We start from the raw sequence: 23,319 nt of genomic DNA on the forward strand, positions 1-23,319 counted from the left end.
CCCGTCGCTGTATATCATTGACTGTTCTATGAACTTTGCCTCCAAAACCTCGCTTGGGATTTATACGATTCTACTGCTGGCTTCTTCCCTGCAGGCGGAGGATGAGAGGACGCTTGAGGAGTTGAAGGTTTCGGCGGCAAAACTGTCGAAGTATCTTTCGGAAGAAGCACACCCCGTGTCGGGCAACGCGCCAGAAGCCGATCTGGAAGGCTACCGTCGCGAGATTGCACCTATCCTCGAGGCTTCTTGTGTGGAGTGCCACGGACCTGACAAGCAGAAGGCGAAGTTTCGCATCGACACCCTGGATCCCGACATGGTCCAAGGCGAAGACGCTGAGTGGTGGCTGGAGGTGATCGAGGTGCTGACCAATGGCGACATGCCGCCCGAGGACGAGGATGTCGAGTTGGCCGACGAGGACCCCGGCAAGGTCATCGACTGGCTTTCCGGACAGGTCCATTTTGCTTCTCAGGCGCAGCGGGCTGAAAGCGGACATTCGTCGTTCCGGCGGATGACGAGTTATGAATACAACTACGCGCTGCAGGACCTGCTCGGCCTTGAAGTCGACTTCGCAAATGGCCTGCCGCCCGAGTCCTTGTCGGAGGATGGCTTCAAGAACAGCTCCGAGGTCTTGCAGATCACCGCCAGTCAGTATGGCACCTATCTCGACCTGAATCGCGAGGCCCTGGAGCGCGCGACGGTTTCCAGCGAGCGTCCCGAGGAGCTGCATTGGGCGATTTCGGCGGATGCCGAGTCGAAGAGAAAGGTGAGGGTGCTCGAAGCGCGAGACCCGGGGACGAAGAAGCGGGCCGCGCAAAACGGGACCAAGGGGGCGCATTACAAGAATTTGGAATCGGGCGAAACGGTTTCCGCGCTCTGGTCATTCCGGAAGGCGCTCGACGCATGGGAGCCGACGAGCAGCCTCCCGGAGCCGCCCGAATCAGGCGAGCATGTCGTCGTGATTCCGGGCGGGCAGCGGCATGTCGTCGAACTTGGCAACCGCCTGCCGGACGCGGGCACCCTGAGGGTCCGGGTGCGTGCCTCGCGGGCGTCCGCGGACTCCGGACAAACCCCGAAGCTCGCTCTTGAGTTCGGCTGGCAAGGGGACCTGGACCAGAAGGACGACTTCAGGATCAGCCGGGAGGATCTGGTGATCGATGCGCCTGCCGGAGAAATGAGCTTTTACCAGTGGGAGATCCCCCTAGAGGAGTTGAGATCCCGCAACCCGCTGCGCAGTTATGTCGAAATGGGAGCCGTCGACCTGACCAGCCCTTCGGAATACCTGCGCCTTCACAACAGCTCCCGAAGTGAGGTCCACGTCGACTACGTCGAAATCACCGCGCCGGTCTTCGAAGAGTGGCCGCCGGCCTCGCATCAGCGGATCTTTATAGACAGCGAGAACCGTGACGACGAGATCGCCTATGCCCGCGAAATCCTGTCGCACTTCATGAGGCGGGCCTGGCGGCGTCAGGTCAGCGAGGAGGAAGTCGATTTCCAGATGACCTATTTTCATCGCATCCGTCCCGAATGCGACCGCTTTGAGCAAGCCGTGGTCGAGACCTTGGCGACGGTGCTGTCTTCGCCGAGGTTCCTCTATCTGGTGCAGTCGGATCCTTCGGCAGACGATCGCTCGCTCGACGACTTCGAGCTGGCGACGCGGCTATCGATGTTTCTCTGGTGCAGCGTGCCGGATGACGAGCTGCTCGATCTCGCGGCCGAGGGACGACTCGGCGAAACGGAGGAACTGCTTCGCCAGGTGAAACGGATGCTCGCCGACCCGCGGCATGAGCGTTTCACGGAGCAATTCGTGAAGCAGTGGCTGCACATGGAGCGGCTCGCCTACATCAGGATCGATCGCAGGACCTATCCGGATTTCGACCGCGGCATGATGGGGGCGATGCAGGAGGAGCCGGTGGCGTTTTTCGAAGAGCTGCTGCGGAATGATCGCAGCGTGATGGATTTCCTCCACGCCGATTACGCGGTGGTCAACCAGCAGCTCGCGCGGCACTACGGGATCGACGGCGTCGAGGGAAACCATTTTCGCAAAGTGCCGCTGAAGCCGGAGCACAAACGCGGCGGGCTGCTGACCCAGGCGGGCTTGTTGACGCTGAATTCGGACGGCAAGGACTCGAACCCGCTCAAGCGCGGAGTCTGGATCCTCGAGAGCATTCTGAACGACCCGCCACCACCCCCGCCAGCGGCGGTTCCCGAAATCGATCTAACCGATCCCGAGGTTTTGAAGATGACGATCAAGGAGCGGATGGAGGATCATCGCGACGATCCCGCCTGTTCCTCCTGCCACCAGAAAATCGACCCCTGGGGGATCGCTTTCGAGAACTTCGACGCCACCGGAGCCTGGCGCAGCGAAAGCCAGGGAAAGAAAATCGACGCCTCGAGTCTGCTCAACAATCAGCAGGAAATCGACGGGGTCGATGGCGTGAAGCGCTACCTGCTCGGCACGCGACAGGACCAGTTCGCCCGGGCGATCGTCCACAAGCTTGGCACCTTCGCCCTCGGGCGACCGCTGAGCTTCGCCGATCGCGCGAGCGTGGAAGGCATCACCGCCGACCTCAGGAAGGAAGGCGACGGACTCGCGACCCTGATCAATCTGATGGTGACCAGCGAGCTCTTCCGTTCGAAATAAAAACCCAAAACCCCAATCCCAACATGAAGACCAGAATCTCGACACTCGACCGGCGGAGCTTTCTTCGCGGAAGCGCCGGCTTCGCCCTCGCGCTGCCGGCCTTTGAGACCTTCGCCAAGGTCGCGGGTGCCTCGGCGCAGCCTCAGAACCCGAAACGCTTCGCCTGTTTCTACCTACCCAATGGCGTGCCGATGCCGCGCAAGGATGACCCGGCTTATCAGGACTGGTCATGGTTTCCCCACGGCGACGGCCGGGATTTCAGCTTCACCAAGTGCCTCGATCCGCTGGAACCGCTGCGCGACGACCTGACGGTGATCTCCGGCATGTCGCATCCGGCGGCGCGCAACTCCCACGGTCATCACAATGCCGACCAGTTCCTCACCGGTGCGGATCTCGGCGGCAGGAGTGCTTATAACAACTCGATCTCGCTCGATCAGGTGTATGCGGCTCATGTCGGCGACCGGACGCGATTTTCGTCGCTGGTGCTCTCGACCGACGGCGGCACCGGACCGCAGCGCAAGACCCATACGATTTCTTACGCTGCCAACGGTCGCCCGATCCCCGCGGAGAACAAGCCAAAGCGGATCTTCGACATGATGTTCGCCAAGGACAGCCAGGATGCGGCGAGGCGTCTTTCCCGCAGCAAGAGCGCGCTGGACCACCTGATGGAGGACGCGCGCTCGCTGCGCCGACAGCTCTCGGAGCAGGATCAGGCAAGGTTCGAGGACTTCCTCGACTCCGTGCGCCAGACCGAGATCAATGTCGAGAAGGCATCGCGCTGGGTGGATCTGCCGCTTCCGTCCGTGGATGCCGGCCACCTGAACCTCGAGATCACCCCGGAGGAGCCACGGGAGTATCTGCGGACGATGTACGAACTGATCTACCTCGCCTTCAAGACCGACTCGACGCGGGTGGTGACCTACCAGCTCGCCAAGGAGGTCAGCAAGGGGCTCAGCGATTACCTCGCCCGGGCGGTCGGTTTCGAACAAACCCACGCGCTCTCGCACCAGACGAAGGCCCCCGGCGGATGGGAGAACTTCGGGACCTTCTGCCGCTTCGTCAGCGAGGAGTTCGGCCGTTTCGCCGACAGGCTCAAGGCCACTCCGGAACCGGCCGGCACCGGCAGCATGCTCGACAACACGCTGCTGCTTTTTGGCTCTGCCTCGAGCGCCTTTCACCTTTCCCGCAACTACCCGCTGATCCTGGCGGGCGGCAAATCGATGGGCTTCAAGCACGGGCAGTTTCTCGACTTCGCCGGAGCCGACGCCTACCGCGGTGGATGGAAGAACGGTGAACCGGAGCCGTGGCGGCAGAAGGTCGGCGGCGATGATCTTCCCTTGTCGAACCTCTACGTCACCATGCTGCAGCGGCTGGGCGTGGAAACTGAATCCTTCGCCGGCATCAGCGGCACTCTGTCCGATGTGTGAGATCACTGCTGATCTGTTAGAATGAGGATGATGATTGGAAAGATTGCGTCGCTCGTTGCGCTCATCGCTCCCCTGAACGGATTCTCGGCGGAGTTTCACGTCGCGCCTCATGGCAATGACGAGGGAGACGGTAGCCTTGAGCGGCCCTATGGAACCCTGACAGAAGCCGTCGAGGCGGTCAGGGGCCTGCGTCAGTCCGGCGACACGCAGCCGGCGCAAATTTTATTGCGGGAAGGGCGCCACCAACTGGACGAGACTCTACTGTTAGGCATCCAGGACGGCGCGCCGGCGGCTTCAGGCGAGACCGTCTTTGAGCAATACGGTGCCGGAGAAATCATCGAACCGTATCTGAAGTTCGCGGCCTATCCCGGGGAAAAACCCGTGCTGAGTGGCGGGGTGCCGGTGACGGGTTGGAGGAAGTTGTTAGATCCGCCGGCGGAGCTGCCAAGTACGGCGGCCGGCAAGGTCTGGGTGGCCGAGATGCCGGAAGGCATGGAGCGCTTCTACACACTCTATGATGGCAAGGGTCGCCTGAAGCGGGCGCGCGATTCCGGCTTCGCCTACACCAAGGCGGGCAACAAGCGGACCCTGCATTTTCCGCAAGGGGCGCTGAAAGATTGGGACAATCTGGAGGACGTCGAGATCCAGGCCAGACCCGGGCGTGCCTGGACGATCAACATGTTGCCGCTGGCCACGGTCGACGAGCAGGCGGGCGTGGCGACCACCAGCGCGTCGGCGACCTACGGCATGGGACCGCTCCCCGGATACCTGCACAAGGCGGGCGAATCCGTCGTCTGGGTGGAGAATGTATTGGAGGCCCTGGATGAGCCGGGTGAGTGGGTGGTGAATACCAAAACACGCAAGATCTACCTGTGGCCATCCGACCCGGCGGACGACGGATCACCCCGCGGGATTCTGGCACCGGCGACGACCGAGCTGGTCCGGGTCGAGGGCGAGATCGATTACGAGGGTCCCGCGGACAAAGCGGTCCGAGGTATTGCCTTCGAGGGCCTGAGCTTTTCGCACGCCGACCGCTGGGCATGGAAAAGCGACGAGGGTCGGGTCGGCTGGGGAATGCAGCACGATTGGGAGATGTTCGACCGACCGACGGCGCTACTGCGTTTTCGTGGTGCGGAGGAGTGCCGGGTTTCTAACTGCCGTTTTGTCGACTCCGGGGGGGCGGGGCTGAGGCTGGACCTGCACGCCCAGCGTAATCGCATCGTCGATTCCGAGTTCGCGCATCTGGGTGAGGCGGGCATTCTGTTAGCTGGCTACGGTCCGGGAACCAAGGACGTCAATCATCACAATGATGTCGTCAACAACCACATCCACCACTTCAGCGAGATCACCTGGCACTCCCCGGGCTTGTGGGCTTGGCAGAGCGGTCGCAACCGGATGGTTCACAACGAGTTTTCCCACAGCGGCTACTCGGCGGTGCTGATCACCACCCGGGTCGAACCGAACCGTGAACTCGACGGCGAGGGCGGCCGGACGATTCGTCGCCACGAGATCGCGGCCGAGGACCAGCAACGGTCGCGAGGCGGATATGAGAACTGGAAGAAGCGTGAGAAATACAACCACGCCCGCCACAATCTTCTCGAATACAACGACATTTCCCACTGCGTGCAGCTGCTCTCCGACGGCAACGGCATCTATGTTTCCGGAACGGGAACGGGGAACATCGTCCGTTACAACCATGTGCACGACAATCTGGCGGAACATTTTCCCGCACCGATTCGCTGCGACGACGACCAGCATGAGACCCTGATTCATGGAAACATCCTCGACCACAATGGCGGCCGTGCGGCCGGGATCGCAACCAAAGGAGTTAACGACATCACCAATAACTTCATCGTGAACTCGACCCGGGCACCAAACAAGGGATACATCAGTTTTGAGTGGGCGCCGGTGCGCGGTTCGAAGGTGCAGCGGAACATCATCGTCGCCCACCCCGATGGCGGCGTGGCGATGGGCGAGACCATCCGCGGCGGGCAAACCAGTGAAGGCCCGAAGTTGGAGACCACGGTGATGGATTTCAATCTGTACTTCAATCCGGCGGACGAAGCATGGATGAATGCTCATCTTTCGAGGATGCGAGCTGCGGGCCTGGAGAAGGCCAGCCGCTTCGGTGATCCGATGTTCGTCGATCCCGAAAACGGTGACTTCGGTTTTCAGCCGGGAAGCCCGGCGTTGGAACTTGGGATCGAACCGTTAGACGCCTCGAAGATGGGGCGTAAGAAATGACCTTCAAGAGATAGACCATGAAATCCCCACGACTTCCCCGATCCTCCACCTCGAGACTGGCGTTCCTGCTCCTCGCATCGTCGCTGCCGGCACTTTCCGCGATCGTCGATGGCGAGAAAAACGCGGACGGAAGCCTCAAGAAATGGCACCGCATCGAGCTGGTTTTCGATGGACCTGAAGTCGACGAGTCTCCCGCGACTTTTCGCAACCACCGCCTCGACGTGACCTTCACCTCGCCGAGCGGGAAAAAGTACAAGGTTCCGGGCTTCTTCGATGCCGACGGCGACCCGGCGAACAGCTCCGCGACCCGCGGCAACAAATGGAAGGCCCGCTTTGCCGGAGGCGAGGAAGGCGAATGGAGCTACACCACGAATTTCGTCATCGGCGAGAATGTCGCCGCCACCCTCTCCGGCGGTGAGGGCGGCACGGGCCCGGATGGAGAAAAGGGCAGCTTCAGGATCGGTGCCCAGGACAAGGCGGGCCGGGACTTCCGCGCCAAGGGCAAGCTTGAGTATGTCGGCGGTCACTACCTGCGTTTCGCCGACGGCGACCACTTCATCAAGCTGGCCGCGAACAGCCCGGAGGTGCTGTTAGAATATGGCGAGTTCGATGGTACGCCGGGACACGAAAAGGATCTCTACACCCCGAACATCGCGGATTGGAAGCCCGGCGACCCGACCTGGGGCGACGGCAAGGGCAAGGGGATCATTGGTCTGATCAACTACCTTTCAGGCCTCGGCGTGAACGGGCACTACTTCCTGTGCATGAATGCCTACGGCGACGGCAAGGAGGCATGGCCGTGGACCGGCGCGGACGACATCGATGTCTACGATGTTTCGAAGCTGGCGCAGTGGGAGATCCTTTTCACCCACTTCGACCGGATGGGCCTGATGGTCCACTTCCAGCTCTCGGAATCCGAGAACACCAACTACTTCGAGGCCAAGGACGGAGGTGGCGCCTTCGCCGACACGCGGAAGATTTTCTATCGTGAAATGGTGGCGCGCTTCGGCCACCACATGGCGATCACCTGGAATATCGGGGAGGAGAATCAGGCGCCTGGTGACGGTTTCGAGAAGCCGAACACCCATGCCCAGCGCAAGGAGTTCGCGAGCTGGATCCGGAAGCTCACCTACTATGAAGATCATATTTCGGTCCACAACGGACCCGGCGGCGTGTTCGACGACATCTTTCCCCAGTTGCTCGGTTTCGAGGACATCACCGGCCCGAGCCTGCAGACCTACCTGATCAAACCGAAACGGAAGGTCGATATGCTGAGCAACCACGACGAGGTTCGAAAGTGGAGAGACCTGAGCGCGGAGGCCGGGCATCCGTGGGTGGTGGCGGTGGACGAACCCTGGTGGGGAAAGCGCCCGGCGACCCTGGCGGAGACGATCCGGAAGGAAGTGGTCTGGGGTTCGATCCTGGCCGGCGGGCACATGGAGTTCTACACCGGCAAGGATGATGTGAAACACATCGACTACCGCTCCTATGAGGATTGCTGGAAAGCGATGGGGATCGCCGCCGAATTCATGAACCGCCAATTGGCGAAGGAGATCGCCGAGATGAAGCCGAACGATGCTTTGGCAATCGGCAACGACAACTGGGCGATGGCGAACGATGGAAGTATCTACCTCGTCTATCTGAAGAACGGCGGCGAGGCCGTCGTCGACCTCTCTTCGGCGGCGGATCGAACGTTCTCGGTCCAGTGGTTCAACCCGCGAACGGGCGGGGCCTTGGCTGACGGCACCCCTGAGACGGTGGTCGGTGGCGAGGATCGGATATCGCTTGGAAAAGCACCGGACGACGATGAGCAGGATTGGGTGTTGCTTCTGAGAGCACTGAAATGATGGTCGCGAGATTGAGGCGATTCGGGAAAAATTTTGAGATAATATGATTGATTCAATGATGATGAGAACAAGGTCTGGGATGATGAGTGGAGCTCTGGCTGTGGCGGGATGTGTCTTGATGGGGAACTCTCTCGTTCCATGTGTCTCGGCCGAGGACCAGGCATCCCATTCGATCGCAGAAAGTCCCGGAAAAGCGATGCGATTGTGGTACGACAAGCCCGCCCCTGACAGCGATCTTGGCTGGGCCAATGACTCGATCCCAATGGGCAATGGCTACATGGGCGTCAACATTTTCGGCGGCACGGAGAGCGACCGCATCCAGATTACCGAAAACAGCCTCTATGACTGGGCGGACAAGAATATCGGATTCAAACGTCGCGGCGTGAATAACTTCGCCGAGGTTTATATCGACTTCGGGCACGACAAGCCTGCGAACTACCAGCGCGAGCTCGATCTGAATCAGGCTGTTTCGTCGGTGAGCTACGAGCAGGATGGGGTGGAGTTCACGAGGGACTACTTCACCAGTTACCCCGACAAGGTGATGGTCATCCGCCTCGGCGCCTCGAAGCCGGGTACGCTGTCGTTCACCCTGCGCCCGACCATTCCCTTTATCGGCGAGGGCAAGACCGGATCGGTCTCGGCTGCTGGTGACACCATCACGCTCTCCGGAGTGATGACCTACTTCGACATCAAGTTCGAAGGTCAGTTCAAGGTGATCCCCACGGGAGGCAAGATGGAAGCAGCCGCTCAGAAGGGCACCATCAGCGTCTCGGATGCCGACAGCGCGCTGATCCTGATCGCGGTTGGAACCAACTACCAACTCGACCCCAAGGTGTTCCTGACGAATGAACCGAGCAAGAAGCTTGCGGACTTTCCCCACCCGCATGCCAAAGTGAGCGGTTACCTGAAGGCTGCGGCGGCGAAGTCTTACGACGAACTCCTTGCGAATCACCGTGCCGACTATGGCGAGATCTACGACCGGGTTCGCCTCGACCTGGGAGCCAAAGTTCCCGCGATCACGACCGACAAGCTCGTGGATGCCTACCCTGATGGTGCCTCGAGCCGCTACCTTGAAGAACTCGCCTTCCAGTTCGGTCGCTACATGCTGATCTGTTCCTCCCGGCCGGGCACGCTGCCGCCTCACCTGCAGGGGATCTGGAATGTCTATGCCCGGCCGCCGTGGTCGTCGCAGTACCTGCACGATACCAACGTGCAGATGGCTTACGCACCCGTCTTCTGCGCCAACATGCCGGAGTTGTTCGAGTCCTATGCGGACTTTTTCAAAGCTTTCGAACCCCGGCAGCGCGAGTACGCCACGCAATATCTCAAGCAATACAACCCCTCGCAACTCGATCCAAAGGGTGACAACGGATGGTCCGGCCCATTCTGGGCGAATCCCTACATCATTCCCGGAAAGTCACCGGTTGCGGGCTTTGGCACCGGTGGCTGGATCGCTCAGATGTTCTGGGACTACTACGACTACACACGCGATGAGTCCCTGCTCGCTGAGACCGTCTATCCGGTGATGTATGAGCAAGCGAACTTTGCCTCCCGCTTCGTCCAAGAGATCGATGGAGCTCTGTTAGCCAAGCCTTCGTCCTCTCCGGAGCAGAAAATCCGGGATACGGTCGGGACCACCTTTGACCAGCAGATGTTTTATGAAAACCATCACAACACCCTGACCGCGGCGAAGATCCTCGGACGTTCGGATGACCGGTTGGAGATCTACGAAAAGCAGCTCCCGCTTCTCGACCCGATCCAGGTCGGCAAGTCGGGCCAGATCAAGGAATTCCGTCAGGAGGAATTCTACTGCGACTTCAAGGGTGCCAAAGGCAAGAACAGCATCGACCCCCATCATCGGCACACCTCCATGCTGTTAGGCTCCTATCCGGGACAGTTGATCAACGACAAGACTCCAGCTTGGCTCGATGCCGTCGAGAAAACCCTGACGCTGCGCACCCGCAAGAGTAACATCGGATGGGCACGAGCCGAGCGGGTTGCCTTCTGGGCACGGGTGCATGACGGCAATGAAGCCTATCTGTTCTATCAGGACCTGCTCGGAGGAAACTACCTGCACAACCTGTTCAACGACCACCGCGGCGGCCCGCTTTTCCAGGCAGACGCAAACTACGGAGCCACCGCCGGCGTTGCCGAGATGCTACTCCAAAGCCAGGACCACGTGGTGGCTCCCCTGGCGGCGATGCCAAAGGCATGGCCCGACGGCAGCTATCGAGGCCTCCTCGCCCGTGGCAACTTCGAGGTCTCCGCCAAGTGGGCCGAGGGGCAGGCGACTCGGCTTGAGGTTCGGTCCAAGGTCGGCGGCACTCTGGATTTGAGATACCCCAATGTCGCCAAGGCCGTGATCAAGACATCAGACGGCAAGAAGGTCGACTTCACCACCAAAGGCAGCGACCAGGTCCGCATCGACTCCGCCAAGGGCCAGACTTATGTGGTCACCGAGATCCCGACTTTCACACCAGTCGCCGCACCGACGGATCTGAAAATTGCCAAGGACGGAGGAAGCCAGATCGAACTCTCATGGAAAGCCAGCGAGGATGCCGTCACTTACAAGCTCTACCGCGCGGTCGGCAATGCGCCGGATTACGAAGTGGTCGCCACTGAGATCAAGGGCAGCAGCTTCATCTATCAGGCCGACGATTTGGAACAGATCCCGCAGATGACCCTCAAGCTCACCGCCGTCCGCGCTGATGGACGCGAAAGCAAGCGAGGTGCCACGCTGATTCGGCTTCAACCATGAACCATCGCCTCTCAGGAACCGTCCTTCCCGCCGCACCCTGCTCCACGTCGCGATGATCCGGGGCAATGCCTCGATCGCGGACGCCGACGATTTCGTCATCCAGAGATAAGGCTTAAGAACTCAAAACCGACAACCATGAAGACCCTGATTCAAATCTGCTTTCTTGCAGCCGCCCTGATGCCTTCCGATGCCAGCGGGCAGGTATCGGCAGAGAAGCTGAGTGATCGCTCTTTGCTCGTCAGCGATGGCAGGGTCTTCAAGCCGAAGAATTTCTATCCGGAGTTCAGTTGGGAAACGACGCCACGTTACTTTATGTTCGGCGACAAGAACAAGCTGCTGAAGCCGGAGCAGGTGAAGTTCATCTCCGAGCAGACGAGTTTCCTGTGCATCGAGAAGTCGCACGGCATGGACACGCTGGGCACGGCGGAACTCGGGGCGAAGCATGAGGCGGCCGCCTTCAAGAAGCTCAACCCGAAGGCCAAAGTGCTGTTCTACTTCAATGCCGCCTACGCCTGGCCCTACACCAGCTACAACAAGGTCTTCACCGCGGAGGGCCTGAAGAAGAATCCGAAGCTCAAGGAGGTCCTGATCACCGATCCGAAGACCGGCAAGCTCGCCGATCGCTACGGCGCGAAGTGCTACGATGTCCTGAACCCTGAGTTCCGGAAATGGTGGGTGGAGACCGTGACGAAAGGCATGAGGGAAAGTGGATGCGACGGCGTCTTCATCGACCAGATGCACGGGAATGTCGACTTTCGCAAAGACAAGCGCGAAGAAGTTGAGATGGCGATGGGTGAGATGATGGCGGCGCTCAAGAAGGCAATCGGATCCGACAAGATCCTGCTCGCGAACAATGCCTACAGCGAATCGGCGAAACGGATCTATCCGGTGGCGGATGCGATCATGTTCGAGAATTACGCGCGCCAAAAGTCGAGCAAGGAGAGCCTGCTCGCGGAGTGGCAGGACATGGAGCGGATCGCCAAGGACGGGAAGATCTCGGTGTTCCGACTTGGCGTCGAAGGCACCTGGCGCGGCCACATGCAGCCGAACATGCCGAAGCTTTCGAAAGAGAAACTCGAGTTCGCCCACGCCTGCTATTTGATCGGAGCGCAGCCGTATTCGTATTTCATATACAGCTGGGGGTGGAAGCTGGCGACGGGTCCGCTGGTCGACTATCCCGAGTTGAGAAAGCCGCTCGGTCCGCCAAAAGGCCGCTACACGCGAACCAAGCCCGAGGGCTGGGAATTCACCCGTGAGTTCGAGCACGCCAGCGTGTGGGTGAATACCGAGAGCCGGCAGGCGAAGATCACCTGGCGATGACGCCGTAGGTGAGTCAGCGAAGCAAGCAGGGGGAGTCCGGCTTTTGGTCACGGGCAATGTTTGCGATTTCAGCTTGGTGGCGAGGGGGAATTCGGTGGACGATGGCCTGGTGAAGCAGAATTGCGGTTGGATGCACAAAATTGGGTGCCATGGTCTCGCGGGGATTCTGCTTCTTCCCGGCGCCATGGCCGGTGCGGTCGACGGTTACTCGGACCCCCTGAGGCCTCCCGCTGCGATTGCGGACCATGGGACATCTAAAGTTTCCCTTTTCGGGATTCCCGCCCGCTTGGGGGAGATCGAGGAAGAGATCGATGAGGAAACCCGCGTGCTGGCTGCACTGGCACCGCTTCAGGTCGGGATCCAGTTTGATGAGTTCGGCTATCACAGCGACTACATTCCGGCGGTCGATGGGATTTCGGCGGAGCCCTTATGGACCTTGGATTTCGGAGCCGGGCTCTTTCCAACTCAGGCGATGGTATTGGTGCCGGCTCTTGACCAGCGGTCTTCCGATCTGCGGGGCTATGCGTTTCCGAAACGCTTCCGGATCCGCTCGGTCGATGAACAGGGAGTAGCAGGCGGAGTTCTTGTCGACTGGACGACGCAGGATTTCCCCGATCCCGGTCTGCGTCCGGTCTACTTTTCTTTTCCTGAGGATGATGAACCGATGGGTGGCCTGAGGTTGGAAATATTCGCCGGTCACGAGGAGAAGGCGCTCGAGTTTTTCGCGCTCGGCAGGGTTCACCCGATTCGACAGGGGGAACTGCAGAAAACGAGCGTCGCCGCGGTTTCGTCCAGCTTTGAATCACCACCGTATTGGGGGCAGGATTATCTCGCCTCCCAGCGATACACCCTCGGGATGCCGCTTTCGGCGAAGGACGGGGCAGGGGGCAACCTGATCTTGAAGCTTCCGACCGAGTGGCAGGATGAACCCGTGGTGGTCAGGGTGGAGCTCGATGACACGAATGTCCTCGGCTGGGTCAATCTGTTTCCGGGCCGCAGTCCTTCGGGCATCGACGTTCCGGGATATGGATTCCCCGGCTCGATGAGAATTTTTCGAGTCGAGAGGAGGGCGGATGGTAAAGAGTTGCGGTTTCTTCTGCCTGATCAGGAATTGTTGAAGAACCCGGGGAACAACATGCTGCGCCTGCGCGGAGCCGGCAGTGTGGCGAACGCGCTGGAGTTCGAGTGCAATGACTTTCCCGCCTATCAGGGACAACCGGTGTTTTCGCTCGGCGAGATCGAGGTCATCCGTTCGGGTCACAATCTATCCCGTGACCGCCTGGTTTCGATTCGTGGCGTCGAGATGGCAGAGGATCCCGGCCTGAGATCCCTGGTGGACGGCAAGGTCGGAGGGCGGGACATTCTCCATTTGCCTGAATGGCTGCGACAGTTGGCAAAGGGAAAACCCCATGAGGTTCGACTTGCCGGATTGAAAGCGGAGCAGTTGATGCTGAGGGAGCGATGGGGGCGGTTCCGTGCGCAGACGCTGATCGGAGGGGCGGCGGCGGGCGTGGTGGGAATTCTGGGAGTTGTCCTTTATCTGCTGCGCAGCCGGAGAAGGGCGGAGGCACGATTGCGACGACAAATTTATTCGGATCTCCACGACGAGGTCGGAAGCAATCTGGGTAGTGTCTCGCTGCTGGTCGAACAACTGGCAGGGATCGCCAGAAGCGAGCGCATGAAAGATGGAATGTTCAACCTTTCGCTGATGGCGAGGGAGGCATGCGTGTCTCTGAGAGAGGTGGTGTGGGTGGCTGATCAGAAAAGCATCCGGCTTCCTGCGTTGCTTCAGAAACTCAACGAACGAGCTGAGAGAGTGCTGGATGATGTGAAATTCAGCTCGGAGATTCCAGGTGATTGTCCCGATGAAGTGGTGTCTCTTTCGATCAAGCGGCACCTGATGATGTTCTTCAAGGAAGCGGTGCACAACTGCGCGCGTCATGCTCGGGCGACGGAGGTGCGTTTGACGATTTTCGTGTTCGGGAATGAACTGACGATCGAGCTGCGTGACAACGGTTGTGGTTTCGACGGGTCACAGCCGGTAGATGGCTGGGGCCTCGGAAGCATGAAACAGCGCGCGAGGGAGATGGGCGGCGAGATGGAGCTGCACGCTGTTCCTGCAGGGGGAACTACGGTTAGACTCCGACTTCCGCTTTCAGCGCTTTCCAAGGAACCGAGTCAACCCTACAAGACCTCAAATTAGCAATGGCTCCAATAACAATATGGGTCGTCGAGGATGACGCGGGCTATCGCCGGACTTTGAAGGATTTGCTCAATGCCGGGGAGGCGACCTCCTGTCGACGGGTGTTCCCATCCTGTGATGAGCTTTTCAAGGCTCTTGGGAGTGAAGAACACCCTGATCTTCTGATGATGGACCTGGGGCTGCCGGGAATGGCGGGGGTGGAAGGGATTCGCAAGTTGGCTGCAGAAGCCCCCGACATTGCGGTGCTCGTGATCACCGTGTTCCGGGAGAAGGAGAAAGTGATTGATGCCCTGAGCGCGGGTGCTTCGGGTTATCTCCTGAAGACGGCGACGGGCCGGGAGATTCTCGAAGGTATCGAGCAGGTCTTCAAGGGGGGCGCCGCCCTGAGTCCCGAGGTGGCAAAGATCGTACTCACGGAAGTGCGCAAGCCGTCTTCGCGCGAAACTTTCGGTCTTTCCGGACGCGAGATCGAGGTGCTCGAGCAGCTGGCTCAGGATCAAAGCGTCAAGGAGATCGCCGACCATTTGGGCATCAGCCGTCGGACCGCTGCCTTCCACCTCGAGAACATCTACCGCAAGCTTCAGGTCCAGTCCCAATCGGGTGCCGTTGCCAAAGCATTGCGCTCGGGGATCATCTAATGGGTCGCCGCCATCGCGCACCGGCACCGCGGCGTCGGCAGAACTGGCCATTTGGCCAGTAGACGCCGGGAGGGGAGATCGACGACGATGGAGTAAGTTGGTCGGCAGGTCCCTGTGCTTGCGGCCCACCACGTCACAAGCCCTCGAAAACCCATGAAAACCTCCTCCTCTCTGACCCTCGTAGCCTTCGTTCTCGCCGCAGCCAACGCAGCGGCAACGACCACCCTGACAAGCAGCAATTTTGACCTCGATGCTGACGCAACCTGGGACAATGGGATTCCGAGTGCGTTGGGCGATCCTGACGGTCAGATCAACACGGACTACAATTTCGACGACATGGGCAGCGGCAATACTGGAGGCAACTTCGACGCGAGCGGTCTCGGGGCGATCAGCATTACCCAGACGGCTGGGAATGGTATTGGCGACCAATACAATGTTCATAGTAACCCGAACTTCACCTTCAACCTGAATGGCGGAAGCATGACCAGTGATGGAGGCTCTTTCATCATTAACGGCACGAACTTCAATATCGGAGGCGGCAGCCTGAGCGCCTTGGAATTCCGTTTGGCAAATGGCAGCATGAACGTGACCAGCGGAAGCTTTACCGCCAGCCTCATCTCCCTGAGGGGTGGCACCTTTAATCAGACTGGCGGTATCATCACTTCCAATCATGGAGGTCCGGTATTCAATCGAGCCGACACTACCACCACTCTGAACCTGCTTGGAGGAAGTCTCATTGCCGGCGCAAATAACAACAATTCATTGCTCCAGAGCATCGGCCTGGACACGACCATTGGCGGAAGCCTGACGGCGGACCTCCCTGGTGCCTTGAATATCTTTGCAGGTGGAAATCATGGCAATAGCTCGACACTCAACTTCAACTCTGACTGGACGGGGTCGCTGACTCTGGACTCTGCCACAGCCTGGGACAATGTTTTCGAAGCAGGCGATATTTTTTATGACGGCACCGAACTCGGTGCCAACGACTTTGAAAGCTACTTCCAGAACAACAACGGCGTGATCACCCTTGTCCCCGAGCCATCCTCAGCGTTGCTGGGTCTGATTGGTTGCGGGGGATTGCTGGTGCGTCGCCGTCGGCACGCCTGATTCTACGATCATTTCGCCCCTTCCGTCCTCGCTCCGGGAATCCCGGTCGGCATTACAGCTCATCGGCATCAGTTTGAAGAGCTGAATGCAAGGCAAGAAGCTCCGTTGAGGGTCTTTCCGTCGGAGCTGCGGGGAATTGATATTTCCATTAGTCTTACACGATAAACCCATGAAATCCACAGCCGCATTTACGATACTAAGCTTCTCGCTCGCCGCCGCCACCGCCACGGCAGAAACCACCTACATCGGGCCGGTGTTCGATCTTTTCGATGACTCGGCCACCAGCAATTCCAACAAGGACAACTGGACGAACGGCACACCCGGACTCGGCAACGACGGCACGATTGCGATCAACTACGATTTTTCGACTCTAGGTGCTGCTGACAACGGCAACGTTAATCCTCTCCCGAGCGGCGCCTTCAGTGTGACCCAGACAGCTGGAGATGGAACGGGCGGACAATTCAACCTGGCCGCCAATTCCGCATTCACCTTCAACTTGAATGGCGGAAGCATCAACAGCACCAGCGGGGCATTCATCGTCAATGGGAATACCTTCAATCTCGCAGGCGGCACTCTCAACGCGTCGGAATTCCGATTGGGGAATGGCACGATGAACATGAGCAGTGGGAGCTTGACCGGCGGCATCATTTCCTTGAGAGGCGGCACCTTCAGCCAGACTGGCGGCACCACCACTTCCAACCACGTTGGTCCGGTCTTCAATCAAGCGAACAACTCGACCACGCTGAACCTGACCGGAGGAAGCCTCATCGCCGGTTCGGGAAACAACAATTCGCTGATCCATCATACCAACCTGGTCACGACCATTGGTGGAAGTCTGACGGCCAATCTTCCTGACGCGGTGGATATCTTTACCGGTGGCATTCATGAAAATAGTTCAACACTCAATTTCACCTCCGACTGGACGGGCTCACTGACTCTGAACTCTCTTGTCGCCTGGGACGATGTTTTTGAAGCAGGTGGGATCAGCGTCGACGGAGTCGAGCTGGCCGCTGGGGATTTTGAATCCTATTTCCTGAATGACGGTGGCGTCATCACCCTTTCCATCGCTCCCCAGTCCACCACACCCATGTGGACCGGTCTCGGGGGATCGACCTGGGATTTGGACTCCACGGCCAATTTTTCCTCGAATGAACCTGGGGATCCGCTGAACAACACCACTTTCGACGTCGCGACTTCCGTCGTGAATGGCGTGATCTTCGATGATGCCTACGACTTCGATGGAGGCAGTGCGGATGTGGCGAGTTTTTCGGTGGATGTGGCACTCGGAGGCATTCCGGATACCAAGGTCACTTTCACCAATGATTCGAATGCTTATGTCGTCAGCAGTAGCGACGCGACTGGCATTTCAGGCACCACGACAGTTACTACATCTGGTGCATCCAGCGTCACTCTCCTGGGGACCCACGCCTATACGGGCGCCACCACGATCGAGGCTGGCACCTTGATTCTGGGAAATGGTACGACGAACGGCTCCATCGCCGACAGTGCCATCACCAATGATTCGGCAATGATCGTCAACAACACGGGGGTCATCACTCACAACGCCGTCATCGACGGAAACGGCTCTTTCGAAAAATCGGGAGCGGGAACGCTGCTTCTGGCAGCCGACTACCTCAACGCCGGAAGTGTCAGTCTTTCTGACGGCGAGCTTGTTTTCCAAGGAGCTCCGCGTGCTTCCTCATACAGCATCGCCGCTTCAACCTTGATCGAGCTCGACTCTGTCGGGGGATTCAATATCGGAGCGGGATTCAATACGACGTTCAGCGGAACGGGCACCCTTCTCAATACGGGGCCAGGCACCGTTCGCTGGGGGGAAGCCAAGGCGGTTTTTGAATTGGGTTCAGGTGCGCTGATCGATATTCAGAACGGAACTTTTGTGGGTGGTTCGCACGGCAATGTGGCAGGCAGAGCCGAAGATTGGAGCAACAACCTTGCCGACCTGAATGTCGGATCTGGCGCGACGTTTTCAGGCGCCGAAGCGAATATTCGAGTGAACGTTCTTACCGGCAGCGGGATCATCCAATCGGGGGGGAATCCAGAAGGGACCGGTTATTCCGAGTTCACTTTTGGAGTCGATGATGGAGACGGAACATTCGATGGCACTCTGGCCAACAATGGAAGCTTCCAGGGGAATTTCGCGAAGGAGGGGAGCGGCACGCAAACCCTCACCGGCTTCAATACCTACACCGGCAACACCACTGTCAAAGAGGGTACCCTCACCCTTTCCAACAGTGGAGAACTCGTGATGGCACCGACGGGAAATGGCGTGTCCAGCGCGATAGCTGGCGTGCCCGGGGGAAATGGCATCATGAATCTCGACGGCCTGCTTTTCCTGGAACTCGGCGCCGCCGATTTGACCAATGGAAACAGCTGGCTGCTGGTGGATGACAGCAATCTGGACGTTAACTACGGCGCGAGCTTCGATATCAACAGCTCGCTGGGATACTTCAACGAAGCGGGGGGCGTCTGGACTCTGGTGGATGGGGACAATGAGTGGACCTTCACTGAAGCCACCGGCATCTTGAGTTTGGTCGCCCCTGAAAAGGGCTTCGGTGTTTGGCTGGATCTCTACCCAAACTTGAGCGACACCAGTGCGAACGGCGATCCGGAAATGGATGGCATCGAAAACACCTTGGAATATGTCCTCAATGGCAATCCTGAGGTTTCGGATCTCTCGATTCTTCCTGCCGTCGACACTTCCGGTGCCGACTTCGTCTTTAGCTTCACCCGACGGGTAGAGTCGGCAGACGATACGACGCAGGTCTTCCAGTATGGTTCCGATCTGATGGGCTGGACTGATCTCAGGATCACGCCACCCACTGCGAGCGAAGTAACCCTCGGAACCCCAGCCGGTGGCTTGCAGACGGTTACCGTCACCATCAGCAAGTCTCTCGCCGTCGATGGCACCCTGTTTGGAAGGCTGAACGCGGTGCTCAACGACTGACTTCTTTTGCGCGAGCCGTCCGGAGCTCCCCAGCAGGCTTCTCGCTAAGGTCCCTCGGACAAATCCAAATGTTCGGGGGACCTTTTTTTAATATCATTCCGATCTAACAAAGTCATCCGACTTCTCTGTTTCAATTCCATACTCATGCCCAAGACTTGTAGTTTTTCGGGGTTCCCACGTTCGTGTGCGTTCGTGGCCCTGGCACTTTGCGCAGCCACTGCTTCGGCAGAAACGACGCTCAACAGCGGTGCTGTTCCTGACATGACGGACAGCCACTGGGACCAGGGCGCTCCCGGCTCGGCAGGGGATCCCGATGGGCGGATCGTCGGTGACTACACCCTCGCTGGAAATGCAAACCTGTCTGGACGGGGAACCTTCAGCATTACCCAGACGGCGGGAAATGGCTCGGGTGGTCAGTTCAACTACCACAGTAACAGCAACTTCACCTTCAATCTCAAGGGCGGGACGCTGACCAGTAGCTCTGCAGGAGACTTCTTCGTCAATGGCATCACGTTTGCCATCGATGGCGGTGATCTCGATGCCGCTCACCTTCGGATGAGTGGTTCGGGCACTTTGAGGATGACCTCCGGTTCGATTGCGACGGCTCGAGCGGCTGATGTTTTCGACTACAATAGCGGTGCGAATACCGTCAGTCTCATGGGAGGAAGCCTGGTCGCCTCCAACGCCACGAGCTTGTTTGATGAGAGCGGACTGGCCGTTACGATTGGCGGTGACCTCACGATCGATGCGGCTTCCACTGTCAACTTGTTTGAGGACGGAAACCATGGTGCGAGTTCGACGGTCAACTTCATTTCTGATTGGACCGGGTCATTGAGCCTGGATTCGGCGACCGCATGGGATGATGTTTTCGAGGCAGGTGATGTCACGGTCGACGGTGTCGAACTTGCCGCCGACGATTTCGAGACCTATTTCCAGAACACTAGCGGAGTAATTCGTCTCGTAGGTGGAGCAAGGTCATCGGTCCTAGTTTCTGCGGTCGCGCCGACGGCTGACATCCTTGAATCGAACAACTCCGGCACGACCTTCTCGAAGGTCTCCGACGAAGACAGGAGCTCCAATCACGGACGTGGCCAGCTTTTCCACCTGCCCGCGGTCTCGAGCGGCGGTTACCAGATTACCGGCGTCACCATTCACAAGAATGGCGATCAAACCTTTTTCAACGACACGCTAACAGTTCGGGTGTTTGAAGGCACCCAGGCGAATTGGGATACCGGCACCGGACACAGCACTGCCATGGATGGAGACGACTACTTCGTCGATACCACCGTCGCAGAACGACAGGTCGAATCCTTCACCCTGAACGGACTGGTCAGCGACGGCGCCTACGTGACCTTCAGCTTTGCCAACCCGGTCGTGGTGGCCGACGATGTGAATTTGGGATTCCTGTTGAGCTATGAGGAATCGACACCCGCGAGTCCGGACTATTTTCAGTACAACGAGGGCGAGTCGAGCGGGCGAATCCAGATCACCACGAGTGAACACAGCACTGCCGACAACCGTCACATCCGCCACTTCATCCGCGGCGATGCCTTTGAAAGTGGTTTTCCGGACGCGGATCGCGATAGGGACGGGCTCGCCGATGCGTGGGAAATGGTGCACTTCGGCAAACTCGACCAGACTGACTCAGGAAATCCCGATGGCGACGGGCTCAACAACGATGCCGAGGAGGCCAATGGAACAAATCCCAATCTGGCCGATAGCGACGGCGACGGCCTTAGCGACGAAGTCGAGGTCGCAGGGGTTACCGACCCGCTGGATTCTGACAGCGATGACGACGGTTTGCTCGACGGCGTGGAAAGTGGCACGGGCGTTTTTGTTTCCAATGAGAATACCGGAACCGATCCGATCGTAGCGGATTCGGATGGCGACGGTGCTGCCGACGGTCTGGAGATCTCACTCGGGGTCGACCCGTTCGACGGAGAGCAGCAGCCCGGAGAGCGACCTAACATCATCTTCATCATGATCGATGATCTCGATACCCGCGAAATTGGTGTTTACGGGCAGGCCACTCTGAAGACGCCACGGATCGACAGCATGGCAGGGCAGGGGATGATGTTCACCGATTTCTACACGGCGAGTCCGGTCTGTCATTCCGCACGGTCCTGCCTGATCACCGGTCAGGATTCCCGTCGCGCCCAGGACACCACTAACAGCAAGCTGCCGCTGGCTGCCGAGCGGGTCACCATCGCCGAGGTGCTCAAGCAGGCGGGCTACACCACCGGCTGCGTCGGCAAATGGGGTCTGGGGGATGCGAACACAGTCGGGGCACCGTGGAACCAGGGATTCGACTTCTTCTGCGGCTATCTTGATCAGGTGAACGCCCACCGCTTTTTCCCGAAGTTCCTGTGGAAAAACAATCAGAAGATCTACTTTGATCCGGCTCTCGCGACGTCCGAGGGTGGAAGCCTCTACCTTCCAGGAGCCCAGAACTTCAACGCGGTCACCGACGATTGGAACGACCCGTTCGGCAATGTTTGCTCGCACGATGTGATCGTTGCCGAGGGCCTGCAGTTCATTGAGGACAACGCCGACAAGCCTTTCTTCCTCTACTGTGCCTGGACTCCGCCGCACGCTTACATGTATCCGGCGGCCTCGCTGGAGGCGCTCAGCGATGCTGACGGCTTGCTCTACGACCCGCTCGATCTCGATCAAACGATGATCAACGAGGTCTACCCCGGCGCTCCCTTCGGTGGCACAGCGCAGTCGCCGAACTTCAACAACCATTGCTACGCCTCGATGGTCTCGGCGGCCGACCGCGATGTCGGACGGGTCATGGACAAGCTCGTCGAGCTCGGGATCGATGACAAGACCCTGGTGATCTTCTGCTCCGACAATGGCGAGGATGAACCGACCTTTCTAACATCTGCCCACCTCAAGCCGGGCTATCAGGACCTCCGGGGTCTGAAGCGAGACTGCTACGAGGGCGGCATCCGCTCGCCATTCGTGGCTTGGTGGCCCGGCACCGTTCCGGCGGGGAGCCGCTCCGGCGTGATCGGCACCTTCGCCGACATGCTACCGACCTTTGCCGAGATGGCCGGGTTCTCGACTCCGGTGGAAATCACCGGGCGCTCGATCCTCCCGGCTCTTCGTGGAGGTTCGGAGGCTGATCTGGAGCCACGCAAATATCATTACTGGTATTTTAATCTGGGAAATCTGCGCTTGCGCGCCGTTCGGCAAGGTGACTGGAAGATCGTGCGCGATCGGGATACCGACGGCAGTGCCCCGAGCTACGAATTGTTCAATCTGGCTTCCGATCCCTACGAGACGACCGACTTGTCCGGAACGGAGACTTCCATTCTCGGAAAGCTTATCCCTCTCGTCGAGGGAACCCACGAAGTACGAGGTGCAACGTACTTCAGGACGGATGACGAGTTTTTCACTTTGAACAATCTTACCCCCTCGGCCTTTCAGATCGGGCCGCCTGATGGTTCCGGGGCTTCGAATGGGTACCGACTCAGTTCAGGAGGGACAGGCTACGGCTTCAACTATCTGCCTTTCGAAGACGGTTTGAGTGAGCCTGTTAGCTTCACGTCGGTTCTTCAATTCCCGGCAGGCGGGGCCGGTTCCTTCCTTCTAAGTTCCACAACAAATCGCGCACAAGCCATCGCGGTGCGCGTCGACTCCGATGCCATGCTCCTCGAAGTGCGCAACCAGAGCGGTGTCCTTTCGAGTAAGGACTTCAAACCAGCCGACTTCCCGAACAGTCGGGCCGAAGTTACTCTTGAGATTGATCCACTCAGTGGGGCTGGCGAGGTTCGGCTTGGGAATGCCTCGCTGTCCTTCAATGCAGGGGGACCGATGTCGCCACTCCAGTTCTGGGGCTACGAGGTGGAGGGTACGACGCTTGAAGTAAATCGCCCCCAGTGGCGACTCGAATCCCGGAAGACCAGTTCGATCCACCTGGATGAAGAGTCCGGGTTTCTTGTTGGTGGCTATCGACTTCCGCTTTCGGTAGGAGACGATCTGGTTCCTCAGTTCAGCCACGACCTGCGGGAGTGGCACGACAACCCGCCGGGATTCATCCATCAGCGGTCCATGGGATCACAGGGCGAAGTTTCCGGCACCTGGTATCTGGGGCAGGACGGTCTTCTGGCAAGAAGCACGGCAAGCCTCTTTCTGCGTTACCGCATCGATTGATCTTCAGAGGA

General features: G+C 59.0%; 11 protein-coding genes. All 11 read left to right on the forward strand.

Annotation, left to right across the window (positions count from 1 at the left end; translation table 11 throughout):
- Window positions 1-28: 28 nt before the first annotated feature.
- Window positions 29-2,641, forward strand: coding sequence for a DUF1592 domain-containing protein (locus ACFQY0_RS16740; protein ID WP_379714747.1), 2,613 nt, complete (start codon window positions 29-31; stop codon window positions 2,639-2,641).
- Between the two features lie 23 nt (window positions 2,642-2,664).
- A complete protein-coding gene (locus ACFQY0_RS16745) occupies window positions 2,665-4,068 on the forward strand; it encodes a DUF1552 domain-containing protein (RefSeq protein WP_379714750.1) in 1,404 nt (467 codons plus the stop codon).
- 21 nt (window positions 4,069-4,089) lie between these two features.
- Window positions 4,090-6,312 (forward strand): right-handed parallel beta-helix repeat-containing protein, encoded by a 2,223-nt coding sequence (locus tag ACFQY0_RS16750; RefSeq protein ID WP_379714753.1) that lies wholly within the window; start codon window positions 4,090-4,092, stop codon window positions 6,310-6,312.
- A gap of 17 nt (window positions 6,313-6,329) precedes the next feature.
- Entirely contained in the window at window positions 6,330-8,159 is a 1,830-nt protein-coding gene (locus ACFQY0_RS16755) for a DUF5060 domain-containing protein (protein WP_379714756.1), read from the forward strand.
- Window positions 8,160-8,355: 196 nt separating this feature from the next.
- Complete coding sequence (locus ACFQY0_RS16760; RefSeq protein WP_379714759.1) at window positions 8,356-10,917, forward strand: glycoside hydrolase family 95 protein; 2,562 nt, start codon at window positions 8,356-8,358, stop codon at window positions 10,915-10,917.
- A gap of 135 nt (window positions 10,918-11,052) precedes the next feature.
- Entirely contained in the window at window positions 11,053-12,237 is a 1,185-nt protein-coding gene (locus ACFQY0_RS16765) for a putative glycoside hydrolase (RefSeq protein ID WP_379714762.1), read from the forward strand.
- 130 nt (window positions 12,238-12,367) lie between these two features.
- Window positions 12,368-14,440 (forward strand): sensor histidine kinase, encoded by a 2,073-nt coding sequence (locus tag ACFQY0_RS16770; RefSeq protein WP_379714765.1) that lies wholly within the window; start codon window positions 12,368-12,370, stop codon window positions 14,438-14,440.
- A 2-nt stretch (window positions 14,441-14,442) separates the two neighbouring features.
- Entirely contained in the window at window positions 14,443-15,078 is a 636-nt protein-coding gene (locus ACFQY0_RS16775; RefSeq protein ID WP_379714768.1) for a response regulator, read from the forward strand.
- A gap of 153 nt (window positions 15,079-15,231) precedes the next feature.
- Complete coding sequence (locus ACFQY0_RS16780) at window positions 15,232-16,185, forward strand: PEP-CTERM sorting domain-containing protein (protein ID WP_379714770.1); 954 nt, start codon at window positions 15,232-15,234, stop codon at window positions 16,183-16,185.
- A gap of 169 nt (window positions 16,186-16,354) precedes the next feature.
- The gene (locus ACFQY0_RS16785) at window positions 16,355-19,150 is read left to right on the forward strand and encodes a beta strand repeat-containing protein (protein WP_379714772.1); all 2,796 of its coding nucleotides are present in this window, start codon (window positions 16,355-16,357) and stop codon (window positions 19,148-19,150) included.
- A gap of 192 nt (window positions 19,151-19,342) precedes the next feature.
- Complete coding sequence (locus tag ACFQY0_RS16790) at window positions 19,343-23,308, forward strand: sulfatase-like hydrolase/transferase (RefSeq protein WP_379714774.1); 3,966 nt, start codon at window positions 19,343-19,345, stop codon at window positions 23,306-23,308.
- The last annotated feature ends 11 nt before the right edge of the window (window positions 23,309-23,319 follow it).

Source organism: Haloferula chungangensis, assembly GCF_042664875.1.
GTDB lineage: Bacteria > Verrucomicrobiota > Verrucomicrobiia > Verrucomicrobiales > Akkermansiaceae > Haloferula > Haloferula chungangensis.